This is a genomic window from Psychroflexus sp. MES1-P1E (assembly GCF_002836055.1).
In the GTDB taxonomy this organism is placed as follows: Bacteria; Bacteroidota; Bacteroidia; order Flavobacteriales; family Flavobacteriaceae; genus Psychroflexus.
In genome coordinates this window covers 1-18776 of sequence record NZ_PJBS01000321.1, presented here as the reverse complement: position 1 = coordinate 18776, position 18776 = coordinate 1, and the positions used below count along the sequence as shown (strand labels likewise).

Here is an 18776-nt window from a genome sequence, read left to right as displayed (position 1 = left end):
GTTTAATTTGGTATTATATATTAAATTTCAGCTCAAATATGCAAAGTGAATCCTATGGCCTTTAAAAAAATATTTCTAAAAGTATAAGTTTGTTGATTTTAAATTTATTCATAAAAAAATCTATTACCAAATTAAATTTATAATGTTGTATAAATAAATTGAATTATACTACGACGTAGCTCAGCATAGGTTTTTTGAAGGATTGAAATTAAAAAGAAACTATTTATTGTGACAGTATAGGTTTAAATTGGTGCTTGATGTAGGAATCAAATAGCAGCGCAGGTAGAGTGAAGAGCGTCACCTCATAAACTCAGGTTTTCAAGTCGGTTTGTGGGCTAGCATTTTTGGTTGTGTGGGCGATGTATTCGACAAGGGGATTTACTTAAAACTAAAGACCTTAAATAAGCTGCTGGTGTAGGGACCCGATTTTTACTGGTCCAACAAAAGGAGGTCTACTTAAGAGTAGGTTCTGCCATAACCCCAAGTGAGAATGGCTTCTACAAATGAATTGGAGAAGCCATTTAAGCTCTAATCTTGTTTTATCCAATTCACAATTTCTTCATCCATTGGAGATGTTTTTGGAGAAATTACTTTTTCAAGCTCACCGTTCCCATTTAAAAGATATTTTTGAAAATTCCACTCTACAGAACTATCTTGTTTATTATTCCATTCCTTATCCGTTAGAAATTGATAAACATCATGTTTATCATCCCCTTTAATTTTAATCTTTCCCATCATTTTAAATTTTACACCATAATTTTCGACACAAAATTTTGATATTTCAGAATCACTTTCGGGCTCTTGTCCCATAAAATCATTGCTTGGAAAACCTATGATAGTGAAATTGGAATCTTTATAAGTATCATAAAGTTCTTGCAACTTTTCATATTGAGGAGTAAGTCCACATTGAGAAGCTGTATTTACAATCATTACTTTTTTTCCTTTAAGATCTGAAAATTCAAAGGTGTCGCCTTTTATATCGGTGGCTAGAAATTGGTGTATACTAGAGTTCATATTTTTTATTTTAAATGTGTTGCAGTCTATTTGACTTAGACTTTTGTTTATAGGTTTTTTGAATATATTTTATCAATTGTATTTCTTACAGAGGCGCTATTCCAATTGGCAGCTCCTGTTTTTTTCATAACGATTTCCCCTTCCCGATTTATAAGGAATGTTGTTGGCAATTTTTGACTTTGTAAACTTTTAGGAGGCTCGGATAACAAGTAATATATGGGGATATCTAAATTTCTTTTTTTCAAAAAAGGGCTTACAAGGTCCTCTGAATCTGAGGTCACAAAGTAGAAGTCCATTTTATCTTTATAATCACCATATAGTGTTTGTAAATCTGGCATCTCCGCGATACAAGGTGCACACCAAGTTGCCCAATAATTTAAAAGTATAATTTTATCTTCAGAATTTTCAAAGTTTACTGTTTTACCATTAGCATTTTTGATGTACCACTCGTAATCATTTATAGATTCCCTTTCATCTTGACTGATTTCAGAAGGACTGAAAGCTATAATTTTATTAATAAAAATCTGAATTGGAAATCTCGTGGATGGAAGTATCAGCACTACAACAACAACTACGAAAAGAAGACTACTCCACTGTTTTTTAAAAAATTTCATAATCTATATTTAACTAAAAGCACTAACAAATTTTAAAATTAAGAAGCCATCTATTGAAGATGGCTTCTTTAAACATAACATTGTGAAATAAGTGTTAAGCGTTATTATGCTTCTTAATCATATTAAGAGCGGAACCCTCTTTAAACCATCCAATTTGAGTTTCATTATAAGTATGATTTGCTTTGATAATGTCTTTCGACCCATCAGCATGAACAACTTCAATAATTAAAGATTTGCCTTCTGCAAAGTCTTTAAGATCTACAAAATTAAACGTATCATCTTCTTGAATCAAGTCATAGTCACTTTCGTTATCGAAAGTAATTCCTAACATACCTTGCTTTTTCAGGTTCGTTTCATGAATTCTTGCAAAAGATTTCACCAAAACAACTCTTACACCAAGATGTCTTGGCTCCATAGCTGCGTGTTCACGTGAAGACCCTTCTCCATAGTTATGGTCTCCTACGACTACCGTTTGTATACCCTTAACTTTATAAGCTCTTTGTGTTTTGGGAACAGCATCCTGTTTTCCATCCAACTGACTTTTCACAAAGTTAGTCTTCATATTGAAAGCATTCACTGCACCTATTAAGCAGTTGTCTGAAATATTATCTAAGTGCCCTCTAAACTTCAACCAAGGACCAGCCATAGAAATATGATCTGTTGTACACTTACCATGTGCTTTTATTAGCAATTTAGCTCCTATAAGATTTTTACCATCCCAAGGATCAAACGGATCTAATAATTGAATTCTATTGGAGTTAGGATCAACTGTTACATCGATAGAACTTCCATCCTTTTTTGGCTTCAAATACCCATTGTTTTGGACCGCAAAACCTAGTTCAGGTAATTCTATTCCTTGGGGCGGATCCAATTTCACTTCTTCACCATCTTCATTGATGAGGGTATCGTTCATGGGATCAAAATCCAAACGACCAGAAATTGCTATGGCTGCTACCATTTCTGGAGACCCTACAAAAGCATGCGTATTTGGATTACCGTCCGCTCGTTTCGAAAAGTTTCTATTAAAAGAATGCACAATTGTATTCTTCTCATCCCCTTTTCTGTCACTTCTATCCCATTGCCCAATACAGGGTCCACAGGCATTAGTAAATATAGTCGCTCCCAAATCTTCAAAAACTTTAAGAAGTCCGTCACGTTCTGCAGTAAATCGAATTTGCTCTGAACCTGGATTGATACCAAAATCAGATTTCGGAATTAGTTTTTTATCCACAGCCTGCTTAGCGATAGAGGCTGCTCTAGTTAAATCTTCGTAAGAAGAGTTAGTACAAGACCCAATTAATCCCCAATCCACTTTTATTGGCCAACCATTTTCTTTAGCTTTTGCCCCTAGCTCTCCAACGGGAGTGGCTAAATCTGGAGTAAAAGGACCATTTAAATGCGGCATTAAGGTAGTTAAATCAATTTCAATAACTTGATCAAAATACTCTTCTGGATTGTCATAAACCTCAGCATCTCCTGTAAGGTGTTCTCTTATTTTATTGGCTTCATCTGCAATTTCATTTCTATCTGTCGCTCTTAAAAAACGTTCCATAGAATCATCGTAACCAAATGTAGATGTGGTCGCTCCTATTTCTGCTCCCATATTACAAATAGTTCCTTTTCCTGTACAAGAAAGGTTTTTAGCACCTTCGCCAAAGTATTCGACGATACAACCTGTCCCTCCTTTTACAGTTAATATTTGTGCCACTTTCAAGATTACATCTTTGGCAGCAGTCCACCCTTTTGGTCCACCAGTCAACTTAACACCGATTAACTTAGGAAATTTAAGCTCCCAAGGCATTCCTGCCATAACGTCTACAGCATCTGCTCCACCTACTCCTATAGCTACCATTCCGAGACCACCAGCATTTACTGTATGTGAATCGGTTCCTATCATCATTCCTCCTGGAAAAGCATAATTTTCTAAAACAACTTGATGTATAATTCCTGCTCCTGGTTTCCAAAATCCAATACCATATTTACTTGATACAGATTCCAAAAAATCAAAAACCTCACTACTAGCGTCATTGGCTCTTTTCAAGTCTTTAGCAGCGCCTTGTTTAGCTTGGATCAAGTGATCGCAGTGTACCGTTGTAGGAACGGCTACATTTTCTTTTCCAGCTTGCATAAATTGTAATAAAGCCATCTGTGCCGTTGCATCTTGACAAGCGATGCGGTCTGGAGTAAAATTTACGTAATCTTTACCTCTATTAAGTTTTATACTTGGTGTGTTTTCCCATAAATGGGAATAAAGGATTTTTTCTGAAAGTGTGAGTGGTCTACCAACTACTTTTCGAGCTTTTTCAACTCTTTCAGGCATTTGGCTATACACTTTCTTTATCATATCAATATCAAAAGCCATGGTATATATTTTATTTAGGATTGCAAAAATAGTGATTTCAATTGACTTTAGAAAATATGTAAGATAATAGCAAAATTTCTAACTATAATTTATATCTACATCAATTATAGTAATTATAATTATGGTATTTACAATTTTTTCAAATAATAAATGATAAAATGATAATTTGAAGTAGATCTAAAAAAAAATAAAATCTCAATAAGAAATAAAACCTCAATAATTTAGGTTGATTATAAATAAAACTTAGAGCAATCGATCTATAACAGCTTCAATCGATATATTTTCTGCTTCTGCTTTGTAATTCCTTACGACTCTATGCCTCAATATTGATGTTGCAACAGCTTGTATATCTTCAATATCAGGTGAATACTTACCTTTGGATGCCGCATGAGTTTTTCCGGCAAGCACGAGGTTTTGAGAAGCTCTTGGTCCTGCCCCCCAATCTACATACGTATTGATAAACTCTGATGACAGCTCTGTATTGGGTCTAGTTTTACCAACTAAAGTTACAGCATACTCAATCACGTTATCTGCAATTGGCATTTTTCTAATTAAGTGTTGAATCTCAATAATTTCTGTTGCACTAAAAACTGAATCGACCTGAGCATTGTAATTTTGAGTTGTCGCCTTGACAACATCCACTTCTTCTTGGTAACTAGGATAAGTAAGATTAACCTCGAACATAAACCTATCCAATTGGGCTTCTGGTAGTGGATAGGTCCCTTCCTGCTCAATAGGATTTTGGGTGGCAAGTACAAAATAAGGTTTAGAGAGCTTATAATTCTTTCCACCGACGGTTACTGCTTTTTCTTGCATAGCTTCTAGTAAGGCGGCTTGGGTTTTTGGTGGAGTCCTGTTAATTTCATCTGCCAGTAACATATTTGTAAAAACAGGTCCTTTCAAAAATTTGAACTTTCTATTTTCGTCTAAAATTTCAGAACCAATTATATCACTTGGCATTAAATCTGGAGTGAATTGAACTCTCTTAAAGTCTAGGCCCAATGCTTGAGAGATGGTATTGACAATAAGTGTTTTCGCTAGGCCGGGCACCCCCACCAAAAGAGAATGTCCTCCAGAAAAAATGGATATTAATAAAGTATCTACAACTTTATCTTGCCCTACAATTACCTTGGCAATTTCAGACTTTAAAGCCACATACTTTTTTACAAAGTCATCTAATTCCTGAACATCAGACATATTATTGTTTTATCCAAGATTTTGCAAATTTACAAACTTTGTAATCTCCGTTTATTTTAACGTAGGTATCTGTAACCTTTTCAGCTTTCCACTCTTTTATTTGTGTTAACTTTTTCTGCTGTAAAGCAAGCTCTCGAATTTTTGTGTAATCTTTACTAAATTCAGCTATGTGCTCAGGAATCTTTTTCGTGAGTGTAATGACCTTGAAAAAGATTTTAGCTGTTCTAGGCTCAGAATCTTTAATAACTAGGGACACTTCATTTTCTTTCAGATCTATGACTTGGCTGTAAAGTGTAGGGTCTATCTTAGTCAACTCAAAACGCCTATCTCCAGTGGCATTATTAATCAATTGACCTCCACTTTCTCTCGTCTCCATTTCATCAGATACTTCTCTTGCAGCTTCTTTAAAGTCAACCTCTCCATTAACTATTTTTTTTCTAACCAATTCAATTTCATCTTTAGCTTTTTGAATAGCTTCAGAACTAATTTCAGGATATAATAAAATATGCCTAACATCTACTTGCTGACCTCTAATTTTTTCTACAGTAAGAATGTGCCATCCAAATTCGGTTTCAAAAGGTCTACTCACCTCACCTTCTTGTAAACTGAATGCAGCATCTTTAAATTCTTTTACGAAATTATCTTCTCTAGTAAGTGTGATTTTACCTCCCTGGCTTCTTGATCCTCTATCTTCGGAATACAAAACAGCCTTGGTCGCAAAACTTCCGCCAGCAATGACGTCATCTCTATAATAATTCAATTTATCGATGACAGCTTGTTGCTCTTTTCCACCTACTTCTGGTCTTACTATAATTTGAGCAAGCTCTACCTCATCATTTATCAATGGAATTTCATCTTTTGGAATAGCCTCGAAAAAATCTCTTGTCTCTTCAGGGGTTATTTCAACCTCGTCTACAATCGATCCTTGCATTTCTTCAGCAAGCATTCTTTGGGTGTTGATTTCGTTAAGCTGATCTCTTAGCTCACTTTCAGAATCGATTTTATAGAATTCTAATAACTTATCCATACTTCCGACTTGTCGTACAAATTGATCTATCTGCTGATCTGTAAAACTTTCTACACGAGAAGGATTGAAAGGCAGACTGTCTTGGACAGCATGATGAGCAAAAAGCTTATTCTCAAGAATAGTTTCGGCGACATCACAATAGGTGATTTCACCAACTTGTTGGTTTTTCATATCTATATATGCTTTAGAAATATCACTTTCTAAAACCAAATAATCTCCAACAACAGCAGCAACCCCGTCAATTTTTAAACGACCATCTTTAGTCATTGTAGTTGCTTTCAAAACTTCAGGGCTAAAATCTGACTCTTTTAGCAAGTTGTCTTCGTCATCTATAGTTACTTGAGCTATAGTGATAAAACTAAAGAACAACAGTCCTGAAAATGCGATAGCTTTTAAATTAATAGACTTCAAATTCATTATTTTTTGTGGCATCTTTTGTAATCTCTTTGTCAATTATTTTTGAAATATTTATTTTTTTCTTGTTGAGCAAAATCTGCTCAATAGTTGGTCTTACATAGCTTAAAGGGGCTTGATCATTACGCTTTAAAAAGTCTTTGGTATAAAAGTAAAACACATCACTTTCATTTTCAAATTCCAAAAAACTATTGACTTTTGATATTTCAGACTTTTCCAGCTGTATACCTTTGTTTTCTTCAAATTCTTTCACTACATCGGAGACGCGAACCCAGATGGAATCATTTAAAGATAAAGATTTGAATTCCAAAGATTTCTCCTGCAATGATAGCATATCTTCAGCATTAAAACGTACAAATTCACGTTTTATGTCACGCAAAGATTTCATTTTTTTATCCAATTGAAGGTATTTTAATTGAACTAGATCTTCATTCAATTTGAAATTGGATTTGTTATCTTGATAGTACAAAGCAATTTCTGAGGAATCAATTTGAACCTTTAACTGTTTTTCAATAAGCGCATCCTTATATGCTTTTTTAAACAATTGCTCTTCATACTTTTTGGACAAGTCCCTGAAATAGGATTGTTGCTCTTGGGGTAAATTCAATTTGGCTCTATCTAAAAACAACTTATCCCTAGCCCAATTTTGAATATAATTCCTAGCAGCTACAGTACTATCTATTTTAGAAAGATTATTTGATATATGCTCGGAGAGTTCTTTGCGATACAGATAATGATTATTTACTCTTGCCACATTAGTTGTATTTTCTTCCTTGCCAAAGAAAGTGCATGAACTAGTTATAACAGAACTAATAATCAGATAAAAAAATAGTTTACTTTTCAAACTTTAGCTTTAGTTTTTCTAAAATGTCTTTGTTGATCTTTATCGTATATTGATCTCTCAAATTGAATATGAGTTGTTCTTCACGTTTTTCTTGAAGACTACTTATTATTTTGCCACTCACTTTATTAAATTCAGGTATAAAAGAAGGCTTTATTTCAATAGCATTCATAATCAAATATTGGTCCAAGTGTTTGTAAATCTTACTCACACCTTCTTTAAATTTAAAAGCTTTAGGTATCTTGGATGAAGACTTAGGGATAGAGACCTGTTCTAAAATCACATCATCAGGCAATTGTATAGAAATAGTATCTAATGTCATTTTTTCCTTTAATCTGGATCTTACCTCTTTAATTGAGGATTTAGAAGCAGACGTGTACAGTTGACCTTCTATTTTAGAGTCTGCGACAAATTCATCTTGATTTGATGTATAATAGTCGCGTTGTAAGAGTGTATCTTTTGAGATGGGTTCCCAAACATTAGTAGACATATAATCAAAAATCAGAATTCCGTTTTTATATTCCTCTATTCTGTTAGCAAAATCCTGATCTATTTCAACCAATTGAGTTTTATGATGGGCTAAAAGCTCATTATAAACCAGATCATTTAGCGCATTCTCAATAACTATTTTGTGTTCTGGTAATTTAGACAGGCTTCTTTGTTGTCTTTCTAAGTATTCTCCAAAGGTTTTGAAATCAACCTCCTTGTCTTCCACTTTAATCACATAAGTTTCAGGTAAACTTTCACCTGGTGAGAACCTCCACTTCATTTTGTCAAATGTACTATCTAATGCTTTCAAGAAATAAGAGCTAGCAACTTCATTTATAGTTACCTCGTAACGCGCTTCTAGATCTTCTTTAATCTTACTGACCAATAATTTTGACCTTGATGAACTTTTAAGCCTTTTCTTCAAGTCTTCTTTTATGTCTTGGTAGGATTGTATAGGCTCAACTTCGATTAATTTTACAATATGCCAACCGAATTTAGTTTGGAAGGGCTCGGTATAATCACCGATATTTTTCAATTGAAAGGCTTTATTCTCGTAAGTTTTAGAATTAAGTCCTCCAATCCCAAATGCGGCCACATACCCCCCTTTACTGGAAGTATTAGTATCGTCGCTATATTGCTTTGCAAGGTCATGAAAGTCATCCCCACTTTTCACCTTCAAATATATTTTATCGATTTGCTCTTTAGGGTCTTGTAGAGAATCTTTATTAACTACCATAATGTGAGCGGTCTTGAGTTGACCTTTTGAAGCCCGCTCTCCTGTTTTCTTTATAATATGGTAACCGAAGTCTGACCGTACTGGTTTTGAAATTTCACCAACATCCAATTTATAAGCTGCATCCTCAAATTCATAAACCATTTTAAAGGTGTTGAACCAATTAAGATTACCTTCATTTTGTTGAGCTGATGGGTCTTCCGAATTTTGCTTTGCAAGCATCCCAAAATCTTCACCATTCTCTGCCCTTTTCATTAGCATTAGGGCCCTATTGTAAATCTTAGTAGTGTCTTCCTTATACTTAGAAAGATTGAGTAAAATATGACTTGCCCTCACCTCAGTTCTAGTTCTGTCATAGGCTTCTTTCACCATCGCTTCCGTCACTTTTCCATTTGAAATATAACTGTCTGCGATTTGTTTGTAATACTTGCTAAACTCTTTTTGGTAAGAGTTTAAGGTATCGAGTTCTTGGTCATAAGCTGATTTTATTTTTAATCGGAAGTTAATGTAAAGTCGGAGGTAATCTTCTAAATCTTCTTTTGTGGAAGCCACTAATTCAGAATTCTTTTGGAAAGATTCTACAAAAGGGCCAACCTCATAAGATTCTTCATCCAACTCAAATAAGACTTCATTTGAATCTTGAGCATTTGCAGTAAGAACAAAGCATATGAAAACTAGGTAAAAATTAAATAGGAGTTTCATTATTTTCTAAAATTTTAAAAGCAAAAGTAAGAAAAATGCTTGCGTGCACAATATTTAAGTTTTATAAAAATTTGAGCTATTTCTCTCTTATCTTCAAATTTAAATTTTGGCGCAAGAAAAAGGATTCTAATAGTTGTTTTTTTCAAGCCGTAATAATGATGAATCAAGAATTGCAGACGAATCCTTGATACTAGGAAAATGGAAACGGACTAAAGCTTACACAATACCTATTTAGCTTTTAAATGTCGTAAGAATAAATTAAATTATACTACGACGTAGCTCAGCACAGATTTTTTGATAGATTGAAGTTAAAAATAATTAGCATAGCCTTAGATACGGTAATTATTTTTGATAAAAGGCAGGTAAAAAAGAAACAATTTATGGCGACATTATAGGTTTAAATTGGTATTACTTTTACTTTCAATAAATGCATTTCTTAAACTACTCCAGATACAATATCACCTGTTTTTGGAACGACTCCCTTTTCAAAAAATAATCATTGATAAAATATATTTTAAAGTTGTCCCTTCTTTCTATAGCCGTGCTATTAAACACTTTAATATTATCACTAAGTTAACCTTCTAAAACCTCCGAGGTTTTTTTATAAATTAAGTATAATTTTGGCAACAATTACTGGACTTGCAGTATTATTGACAAGCTGCCGCTAACAGAATAAAACAACTAAAATTAAAAGATTAAAAATGAAAAGAAAACTACCCTTTTACTATGTATTAGCCCTTTTCCTTTGTGTCACAACAAATTATGCACAAACGACTTTAGGGTTTGAAGATTTTGATAACAACTCCTTAAACCTTAGCAATTCTGCCAACGTAGCCGACTACGGAATGGCAGGAGGAGCTGGAGGTGATGTCTTTGGTCGAGTAGATGGCCAGGCTGGCGGCAATGGAATGCCGTTTGATGTAGCAGATGATACCGAAGCAGATGTAAGTGGTGCAAGAATGGGAGATAATTTTCCTGACGACACCTCTGGTCTTGTAGGACAAAATTCTACTGGCTTTTTTGCCTTGAACGATGCAGATGGTGTAGAAGGCCCACCCAACAACGCCACTTGGACCTTTTCTGGTTGGGGTGCCGCAACGCTTAGTTCTATAGAAATAGACTTAGCAGCAATTGGCGATTTTGAAGCTGGTTCTAGCGATGGTTTTTTAATTGAAGCCGCTATTGACGGAGGTGCATTTCAGGAAATTTTTAAAGCGGTTACCAACGAGAGCACTTCAAAAACATATCGCGCATTGGATGGAGGTTTTGTGCCAGACTTAAACGATCCCTTAGAATTGTTTACAGATGGTAGTTCAAGTTCCGTAGGCTTTTTGGATAAATCTGATCCAATAACAGGGGCTTTTGATACTTATACTTCTTCCCTATTCAATGGATTATCAGCTGCTTCGGTTAGTATTCGATTAAGCTGGAGTGGTTCACCAAGCGGTTCAGAGCCTATTGGAATAGATAACATCAGCGTCAAAGGAGAAACTAGTACTTTACTGCCTTTGTTGTTGAGTGAAGTCACCATTACCCCAACTGCTGGCGAATTTATAGAAATTTATAACCCAAACTCAACAGCAGTAGACTTAACAGATATATATCTTACCGACGCAACATTTGCAGGAAACAACACTTATTATTATAATATTGTTACAGGAACCAACGCTGGAGGCGGTGGCTTTGGAGACTTCTTAGCTCGTTTTCCTACTGGTGCAAGTATTGCAGCAGGAGAATATCAAACAATAGCCATCAGCGGTTCTGAAGACTACAATTTAACCTATGGAATTGCTCCAACCTATGAGCTTTTTGAAGATGGTGAAACCGAAGATACTATCCCAGACATGCTAGAAGGACTTATGGGATCTATAGATAACCAAGGTGGTTTAACCAATAGCGGTGAAGTAGCAATTCTTTTTTACTGGGATGGTGAAAGTGATCTCGTTACCGATCTCGATTATGTCCTTTGGGGAGATTCTAATGAAGCGGTAGACAAGACAGGAGTTAGTATAGATGGTCCAGATGCTGATGACTTAGGCAGTACATACGCCAACGATACACCCCTTGCAAATCAAGTATTAGTATCGGCCTCTGGACATAGCAATGGAGATTCATACCAAAGACAAGATTTAACGGAGGGCAGCGAAGTATCTGGGTCTGGAAACGGCGTGAATGGCGATGATGAGACCTCTGAAAATTTAAATGACACTTGGTGTACTTCCCCCTACACTGCAGGGTTGGTAAACGATTGTGGAGTAGTCGAACCCGTTATAGTACTCATCAGCGAGATACAAGGAAATACAGGAACAAGTCCATTAGAAAATACAAATGTTTCTGTAAATGCTATTGTAATTGGAGATTACCAAGAAAACAATCAATTAAGTGGATTCTTTATTCAGGAAGAAGATGAAGACGTAGATGCAGACCTGATGACTTCAGAAGGCTTATTTGTGTTTTGCCAAACTTGCCCTGTCGATGTCACTGTTGGAGATCGCGTGGAAGTATCTGGAAATGTTGTAGAGTCCTTTGGGTCTACACAAATAGAGGCTACTGGAGATGAAGCTATTCGTGTTATCAGTAATGGAAACACAATACCTACGCCCACTATATTAACACTCCCAGCTCCTGCTGGCACGAACATGGAAGCTACTTACGAAAGTGTAGAAAACATGCTCATCACCTACTCAACAGAGCTGGTAGTAAGTGATTATTTCCAACTAGCACGCTATGGCCAATTAGTGCTGACCGCAAATAATAGAGCAAAGCAATACACAGATGCTAATGAACCAAGTGTAACTGGCTATGCGGCTTATATTGAAGAATTAGAATCTTCACGCGTTATTTTGGATGATGACAACAATATTCAAAACAGCACTATTAGTGGTCCAACAGACGAGTCCTATTTTTGGCCTCGCCCAGGACTCAGCACTACCAACTTAATTCGTGGTGGAGACCAAATAAGCAATCTCACGGGAATTATGCATTGGTCTTTTGCAGGTCAAAATGGTACAAACGCTTGGAGAATTAGACCCGTTTTAGATACGTTTACTTACGACTTTACAAGTATAAATCCAAGAATAGTTTCACCAGAAGATGTAGGAGGAAGCCTAAAAGTAGCCAGCTTCAATGTCTTAAATTACTTTACCACTTTAAATGAAAGAGGTGCGAATTCAACAGCAGAATTAAATCGCCAGCGTGAGAAAATTGCTGCCGCTATTTGTGGTTTGAATGCAGACATTGTTGGCCTTATTGAAATTGAAAACAATGGCACCACAGCTCTTGACGATTTGTTGAATGGTCCTAATGGCATCAATACCCTATGTGGAGCTACTTATGTAGCCGTGGATGCTGGAGTTATAGGCACAGACCAAATTGCTGTAGCCTTTATTTATAATACAGCAACTGTCAGTTTAGAGGGTACACCTGCTATTCTAGATGCTTCTGTAGATCCACGTTTTAATGATAACAAAAACCGTCCTGCGCTAGCGCAAACCTTTAACGAGATTTCTACAGAAGGTGTTCTTACCATAGTAGTCAATCACTTAAAATCAAAAGGTTCTTCGTGTTCTGGAGATCAAGATCTAAATGATGGTGCGGGTAATTGTAACCTTACCAGAGCTGAAGCTGCTTCTGCACTTGTAGATTGGTTGGCAACAGACCCAACAGATAGTGGAGATTCAGATTACTTAATTATAGGAGATTTGAATTCTTATCAAAAGGAAGATCCCATCAGTAACATTCTTCTTGGAAGTGATGATATTGAGGGGACTACTGATGACTTTGCGGATCTTATTGCAGACTATCAAGGACCAGATGGTTATGGGTATGTCTTCGATGGACAGTTAGGGAATCTAGATTATGCTTTAGCTACAGACAACTTAGCAGAACAAATCACTGGAACAACAGTTTGGCACATCAATGCAGACGAAATAAGTCTTTTTGATTATAATGATGATATCCAAGATTCATCAGAAGCTTCATTCCAAAGAGAATCTAGTGCGCTTCCTATTTACGAGGCAAATGCTTTTAGAGCATCAGATCACGATCCCGTGTTGGTAGGTCTAGATTTGGTAAGCTCTACTTTAGCTATAGACGATATGTTTATCGATAACGGAATCATTTTGTTTCCAAATCCTGCTGGTGAGGCTGTTACTCTTTTAAACAAAAATAATTCTGCTTTGCAACAAGCTACCATCAAAGATATGAATGGAAAAACTGTGCAAGTCATAAACCTTTCTGACATGGCTTCTCAAAAACAGTTTGATATTTCGCAACTTGCTGCCGGAGTTTATATTGTAACTATTGAAGGAGAACAAAAAATCGTGATAAAACGTCTCATAAAGAAATAATTTAGTTTTTTTTGATTCAAAAGCCCTGATCATAATTGATCAGGGCTTTTTTTATGCTAAATTTTTCAGGCTTATGCTTTTAAAAAACAAAGTTTTACATAAAGTCTCAATACATCTTAACAGGTTAAATAAACGTGAAAGACAAACCATTGCTGAATGGGTTTGGAACTTACGCTTATCTTTATGATCAAATTAAATGTATCATGTCGTGTAAATAAATTGAATTATTTTTGATTTATTGAAGTTGAAAATAATAAGCATAGCCTGAGTTACGGTGATTATTTTTGATAGAAAGCAAGCGAAAAAGGCATGTGCTGAATTCGTTTTGTTAAAACAATTTATTACAACATTAAAGGTTTAAATTGGCATAATCATCAAACTTGATGCTCATGGATCTGAATCATAAAAAAGTGCTTATCACCGGTGGAAGCGCTGGTATAGGAAAAGCGCTCATCAAGGAATTAATTTCGCATGGCGTAAAATATTTTGCTGTAGTGGGTAGGCGGCAGGACAAACTAGAAAAGCTTAAGATTGATTTTCCACAAGCTGAATTTATCCTCATCACTGCCGATGTTTCTCAACTCGAAGATGTCGAACGTATTATTGAGACCGTTTGCGAACGATGGGATCATATTGATTTATTGATCAATAATGCTGGTGTAATAAGTGCTGGAGCACTACAAGACTTGTCTGATGCCGACATCGTCAATCAAATCAATATCAACTTTACGGGGCTAATTTTGCTAACGAAGAAGAGCTTGCCGCTTTTACTAAAAAGCAAAGATGGAGGTTTGATGAATATATCCTCCGGACTTGGCTATATCGCCAAACCCTTTTATTCTGTCTATGCTGCTACCAAAGCTGGCGTAAGACATTTTTCTGAAGCCATGCGCAGAGAGCATGACGGTTTACCCAACCGCTACGGATACCGATATGATGACCACATCTAACGTGAAGAATATGGATAGTGCTGAGCTGGTAGCTCAAAAATCTATCGAAGGCCTTTTACTTAAAAAGATCGAAGTGATTTTGGGGGGTGAGCAACGCTTGAAAGATGTGGAGACCAACTTGAATCGCCCACTAGAGATCGATAAAAAAGTAAAAGAAAGTTATAAGTCTTATAAAACCCAAACCAATAATCACAGAGCGATGTAAACGCAAGACTCAAATTCATAGACACCGCACCAAAACTTCTTATCTTTGACGTGAACGAAACCTTACCCTTTTAAAAAAATGCACCAATGCCAAGTTGGACTATACTTCCACTTTTAATCTTTAGTTTTTAAAGTATTATACCAATTTAGCTTTTATTTTTTATCAGTTTTAAACTCAGAGGCCAATAGCGAATAAGTTTCACTATCTAAGTACTTTCCATCGTAATAATGATTCTCTCTAAAATAGCCTTCTTTTTGAAATCCCATTTTTATTAATATCGCCCGAGATTTATTATTTCCAGGATTGATATGAGCTTCTAAGCTATGAATTTTTAACTCTCTAAAGCCAAAACTCAAAATAGAAATCATGGCTTCCTGCATATAGCCCTTTCCCCAGAATTCTGATTTTGAAGTATATCCTACCTCCCCTCTAGAGTTTTTCTGGTCCACCTTAAAAAAAGAAAAATCGCCTACAAATGTATTAGTTGATTTCTCAATAATAGCCCAAAATATTCCAGTGTTTTCTTGGTACATTTTTAGCTTCATAGAAATAAATCGCTTAGACTGTTCTACAGTCGATTGTCTTTCAGAATCCATATATACCATAACACTTTCATCCGAACGAATAGATAGTATCTCTAAGGCATCTGTCAACTCTAACTTTCTTAATAAAAGTCTTTCACTTTCTAAGGTTGGAAAATGTTTAAAGTAAGTTTCATTAATCATGATCTTTGTGGTGTATTTGATTGAAATGTCTGTTCAAAAATTTGTTATATCTTCTTAAAAATAAACATTTATCCAAAATAATTAACATAGGTATAGTTACGGTAATTACTTTTGATAAAAAGCGAACGAAAAAGAAACAATTTATTGCTACATAATTGGTTTAAGACTTTATTGTGGGGTTGCAATGACTGTCATAATTCCAAGAGAAGATTTTTTCTCTTTCCATTTTTTCGGCATAAATAGTATCATCCCCCGCATAAACTCCCAAAATTCATCTTGCATATTTTTATCCCACTTGATTCCTTTTTGCTCCATCTCGCTCATCCAATAAAGCAGATAATGATTCATAGTTCCATAAGCCATTAGTTTAGTGACTTTCCAACCACTTTTCTGAAGTAATAACTCGATATTGTTGGGTGAGAATAATGAAATGTGACGTGGTGTATGCCAACCTGCCCAGTTTTCACCATATTTTTTTCTACTCGTGGAATCAAAATTAGGAATTTCAATAATAAGTGTTGTGGATGGTTTCGAAATGGATTTGAGATAAGTTAGATTTTCAAGCGGAGTATAATCATGTTCTAAATAATGCCACATGGTAATGACATCCGGCTTCAAACTGCTGGGTAAGTCTTTAATTTCTGCTACTTGTAAGTCTAATCCGTCGAAATGACTTGGTTGCTCTTTCCACCCTTCATCACTAAAGTCGATACCCATAGTATTACATTTCAACTCTTTTTGACAAGCCTTTAAAAAGCTTGGCTTGCCACAGCCAATATCTAGGACTAAAGACTCAGGAGATATGCTGTGAGCTTCTTTGACTCGCTTCACCCGTTTTGCATCTAACTTTCGCTGACTGTTCTCTACCAATTGCTCATACCTCCCCCAAGCCTTTGCTCCTCTGTATGGTAAATAATGAGACGTATAGTAGTTTTTAAGTTGATCTAAAGGCACTCTAGGGTTTAAGAATACAAGTTGACAGTCAGCGCATTGGTCGAAATTGAACAATTCCTTATCCGAATGCATCTGAGCTTGTGTTTTAATAAAGAAACCTATAGAGGTGGAATTACAAATAGGACAACTGGTAAGTTGTTGCATAGATTTAAAGATCTAGTCCTGACATATGGCTACAGATTAATAAAGTCATGAGACGTTGGAATTGCACCGTGTTATTATAAACCATATTAGGTATTTAAAAGCTCAAATATAAGTGTAATCTTATATCGGCATAAGTATTAATTACATTTTTTATCACTCTTTTAGTATGCGTGGTGTTTGCAAAAGTCAAAGACAAAAGTATGTGGGGTAACCTTAAATTTCAACATCGAGTTGCCGTCCTTCTTTTAAAGCCTTTTGATCCATGGATGTGCCAATAGTAAATCCAATCCCTAATCCAATAGGCAAACCAATTGACAAACCAATTGACAAATAATACCAAATTAAATTTATAATGTCGTATAAATAAATTGAATTATTTTTTGACTAATTGAAGTTAAAAATAATTAGCATAGCCTTAGTTACGGTAATTATTTTTGATAAAAAGCAGGCAAAAAAGAAATGATTTATTGCGACATTATAGGTTTAAATTGGTGTAAACCATATTGCCTAAAATCGCTCCAAAAGCAACACCCATTGGAATCCCAATAGCTGCCATTCCAAGACTCACCCACATAGTGCGGTAGTGGTTTTTAGGTACAATTTTAATCTCCTTTTCCAGTAACTTAATCAGGTTGGATTGCTTGGCTTTTATCTGAGATCTTAAGTCTTTTGCAGAGTCTGAAATTGAATTTAAGCCTTCAATACCTACATTGATGGAATCCACAATAGAGTCTGGAAGAGATTTATTTTTAAACGCCTCTATGAGCTTTTCAAACTGAAGATAGGCGGTATTGAGTTTTCTATCAGTTTGAATATCAGGTCTTTTATTTAAACTTTTAAGTGACATAGAATTGTTTCGATAGTGATTACAATTTTGGATATAGTTATAAAAATAAGACTTTCTATTGAATTTCAAAAGAGCCAATTTAGAAAAGCATTAACTGAAATTGAAAAGGGTCGTGCTACAAAAGCTATATCAGATCGAGTAAAAACTTTATGTGTAGACTCTGTTCCTTTATATATAACACTATTTAATTTCATTGGTTAATTCCAGATGGTTTTCAAAAGCTTTTATATTTTCAAGAGTTGTTATTGTGATTTGGTCCATAGCTTCTTTTGTAAAATACGCTTGGTGCGATGTAATCAAAACATTTGGGAAGCCATTTAATCGTAGGATGAGATCATCTTGAATAATGCTTTCAGACAAGTCTTCAAAAAATAAGTTTTCTTCTTGTTCGTAAACATCAATACCTAAATACCCAATTTTCCTATCGGAAAGCCCCTCAATAACATCCACAGTATTGATGAGGGCTCCCCGACTTGTGTTGATGATCATCACCCCATTTTTCATCAAGGCTATCGATTTTTTATTGATCATATGATGTGTATGAGCATTAAGAGGGCAATGCAAAGACAAAACATCAGACTGTTTAAAGACCTCGTCCAACGGCAAATACTCTACTCCTAAATTGATCAATTCGTCAGATTTTAAAATATCAAAAGCGATAACTTTACATCCAAAGCCTTTAATAACTTTACAAAAGGCCGCCCCAATTTGTCCAGTTCCCATAACGCCAACCGTTTTACCAGACAGGTTAAAGCCGATAAGATTTTTTAAAGAAAAGTTACCTTCCCGCACTCTATTGTAAGCTTTGTGTGTTTTACGGTTAAGGGTTAAAATAAGTGCCATAGCGTGTTCGGCCACAGCTGGTGGTGAGTAGACAGGCACCCGAACTACCTTGATATCATGCTCTTTTGCTGCTTCCACATCTACATTATTAAAACCAGCGCAGCGCAAAGCAATAAGTTTTACGCCGTTTTCAGATAGCCGTTTTATTGTTTCCTTGTCGATGTTATCGTTAACGAAAATACAAACTGCTTCAAACCCTATGCTAAGGTTAGCCGTATCCTTATTTAAAGCCGTTTCGAAAAATGAAACCTTATAGCTGTAATCTTCTGTATATTTTTCAAAATAATCTTGATCATACGTTTTTGTGCTAAATACTGCTATTTTCATTTCGTTATTGTATTGCTGTCTCACTCTAAAAGAGTTGGA

Annotated in this window: 14 protein-coding genes; 3 read left to right on the top strand and 11 right to left on the bottom strand. The window is 35.4% G+C overall.

Annotated features, from left to right (window positions below; translation table 11 throughout):
* Nucleotides 1-528: 528 nt before the first annotated feature.
* The 7 genes from CXF67_RS14000 to CXF67_RS13970 all read right to left on the bottom strand — a co-directional run bounded on the left by CXF67_RS14000 (nt 529) and on the right by CXF67_RS13970 (nt 9393).
* Nucleotides 529-1014, bottom strand: a complete 486-nt coding sequence (locus CXF67_RS14000) for a glutathione peroxidase (protein ID WP_102089314.1) — start codon at nt 1012-1014, stop codon at nt 529-531.
* A 47-nt stretch (nt 1015-1061) separates the two neighbouring features.
* The gene (locus CXF67_RS13995) at nt 1062-1628 is read right to left on the bottom strand and encodes a TlpA family protein disulfide reductase (protein WP_102089313.1); all 567 of its coding nucleotides are present in this window, start codon (nt 1626-1628) and stop codon (nt 1062-1064) included.
* A gap of 94 nt (nt 1629-1722) precedes the next feature.
* Nucleotides 1723-3990 carry an aconitate hydratase gene (locus CXF67_RS13990; RefSeq protein ID WP_102089312.1) on the bottom strand — a complete coding sequence of 756 codons (2268 nt, stop codon included), beginning with the start codon at nt 3988-3990 and terminating at the stop codon, nt 1723-1725.
* Nucleotides 3991-4233: 243 nt separating this feature from the next.
* Entirely contained in the window at nt 4234-5187 is a 954-nt protein-coding gene (locus CXF67_RS13985) for an AAA family ATPase (protein WP_102089311.1), read from the bottom strand.
* A gap of 1 nt (nt 5188) precedes the next feature.
* Nucleotides 5189-6631, bottom strand: coding sequence for a peptidylprolyl isomerase (locus tag CXF67_RS13980; protein WP_102089316.1), 1443 nt, complete (start codon nt 6629-6631; stop codon nt 5189-5191).
* Entirely contained in the window at nt 6612-7382 is a 771-nt protein-coding gene (locus tag CXF67_RS13975) for a hypothetical protein (protein ID WP_257984696.1), read from the bottom strand. Before CXF67_RS13975 ends, CXF67_RS13980 begins: the two co-directional genes overlap by 20 nt.
* A 79-nt stretch (nt 7383-7461) precedes the next feature.
* Nucleotides 7462-9393 (bottom strand): peptidylprolyl isomerase, encoded by a 1932-nt coding sequence (locus tag CXF67_RS13970; protein WP_102089309.1) that lies wholly within the window; start codon nt 9391-9393, stop codon nt 7462-7464.
* A gap of 701 nt (nt 9394-10094) precedes the next feature.
* On the opposite strand from CXF67_RS13970, the gene CXF67_RS13965 reads away from it, so the two are divergent.
* The 3 genes from CXF67_RS13965 (at nt 10095) to CXF67_RS18875 (ending at nt 14897) form a co-directional block, all read left to right on the top strand.
* The gene (locus CXF67_RS13965; RefSeq protein WP_102089308.1) at nt 10095-13742 is read left to right on the top strand and encodes an ExeM/NucH family extracellular endonuclease; all 3648 of its coding nucleotides are present in this window, start codon (nt 10095-10097) and stop codon (nt 13740-13742) included.
* Nucleotides 13743-14131: 389 nt separating this feature from the next.
* Complete coding sequence (locus CXF67_RS13960; RefSeq protein WP_257984695.1) at nt 14132-14692, top strand: SDR family NAD(P)-dependent oxidoreductase; 561 nt, start codon at nt 14132-14134, stop codon at nt 14690-14692.
* 10 nt (nt 14693-14702) lie between these two features.
* Nucleotides 14703-14897, top strand: a complete 195-nt coding sequence (locus CXF67_RS18875; protein ID WP_257984694.1) for a hypothetical protein — start codon at nt 14703-14705, stop codon at nt 14895-14897.
* Between the two features lie 152 nt (nt 14898-15049).
* Here CXF67_RS18875 and CXF67_RS13955 read toward each other — a convergent pair whose 3' ends face one another.
* The 4 genes from CXF67_RS13955 to CXF67_RS13940 form a co-directional block, all read right to left on the bottom strand.
* A complete protein-coding gene (locus tag CXF67_RS13955; RefSeq protein ID WP_102089307.1) occupies nt 15050-15622 on the bottom strand; it encodes a GNAT family N-acetyltransferase in 573 nt (190 codons plus the stop codon).
* Between the two features lie 168 nt (nt 15623-15790).
* Nucleotides 15791-16720 carry a class I SAM-dependent methyltransferase gene (locus tag CXF67_RS13950; protein ID WP_102089306.1) on the bottom strand — a complete coding sequence of 310 codons (930 nt, stop codon included), beginning with the start codon at nt 16718-16720 and terminating at the stop codon, nt 15791-15793.
* A 475-nt stretch (nt 16721-17195) separates the two neighbouring features.
* Nucleotides 17196-17567, bottom strand: coding sequence for a hypothetical protein (locus CXF67_RS18300; RefSeq protein WP_180957969.1), 372 nt, complete (start codon nt 17565-17567; stop codon nt 17196-17198).
* A gap of 180 nt (nt 17568-17747) precedes the next feature.
* Nucleotides 17748-18737, bottom strand: coding sequence for a 2-hydroxyacid dehydrogenase (locus tag CXF67_RS13940; RefSeq protein ID WP_102089315.1), 990 nt, complete (start codon nt 18735-18737; stop codon nt 17748-17750).
* Nucleotides 18738-18776: the final 39 nt, after the last annotated feature.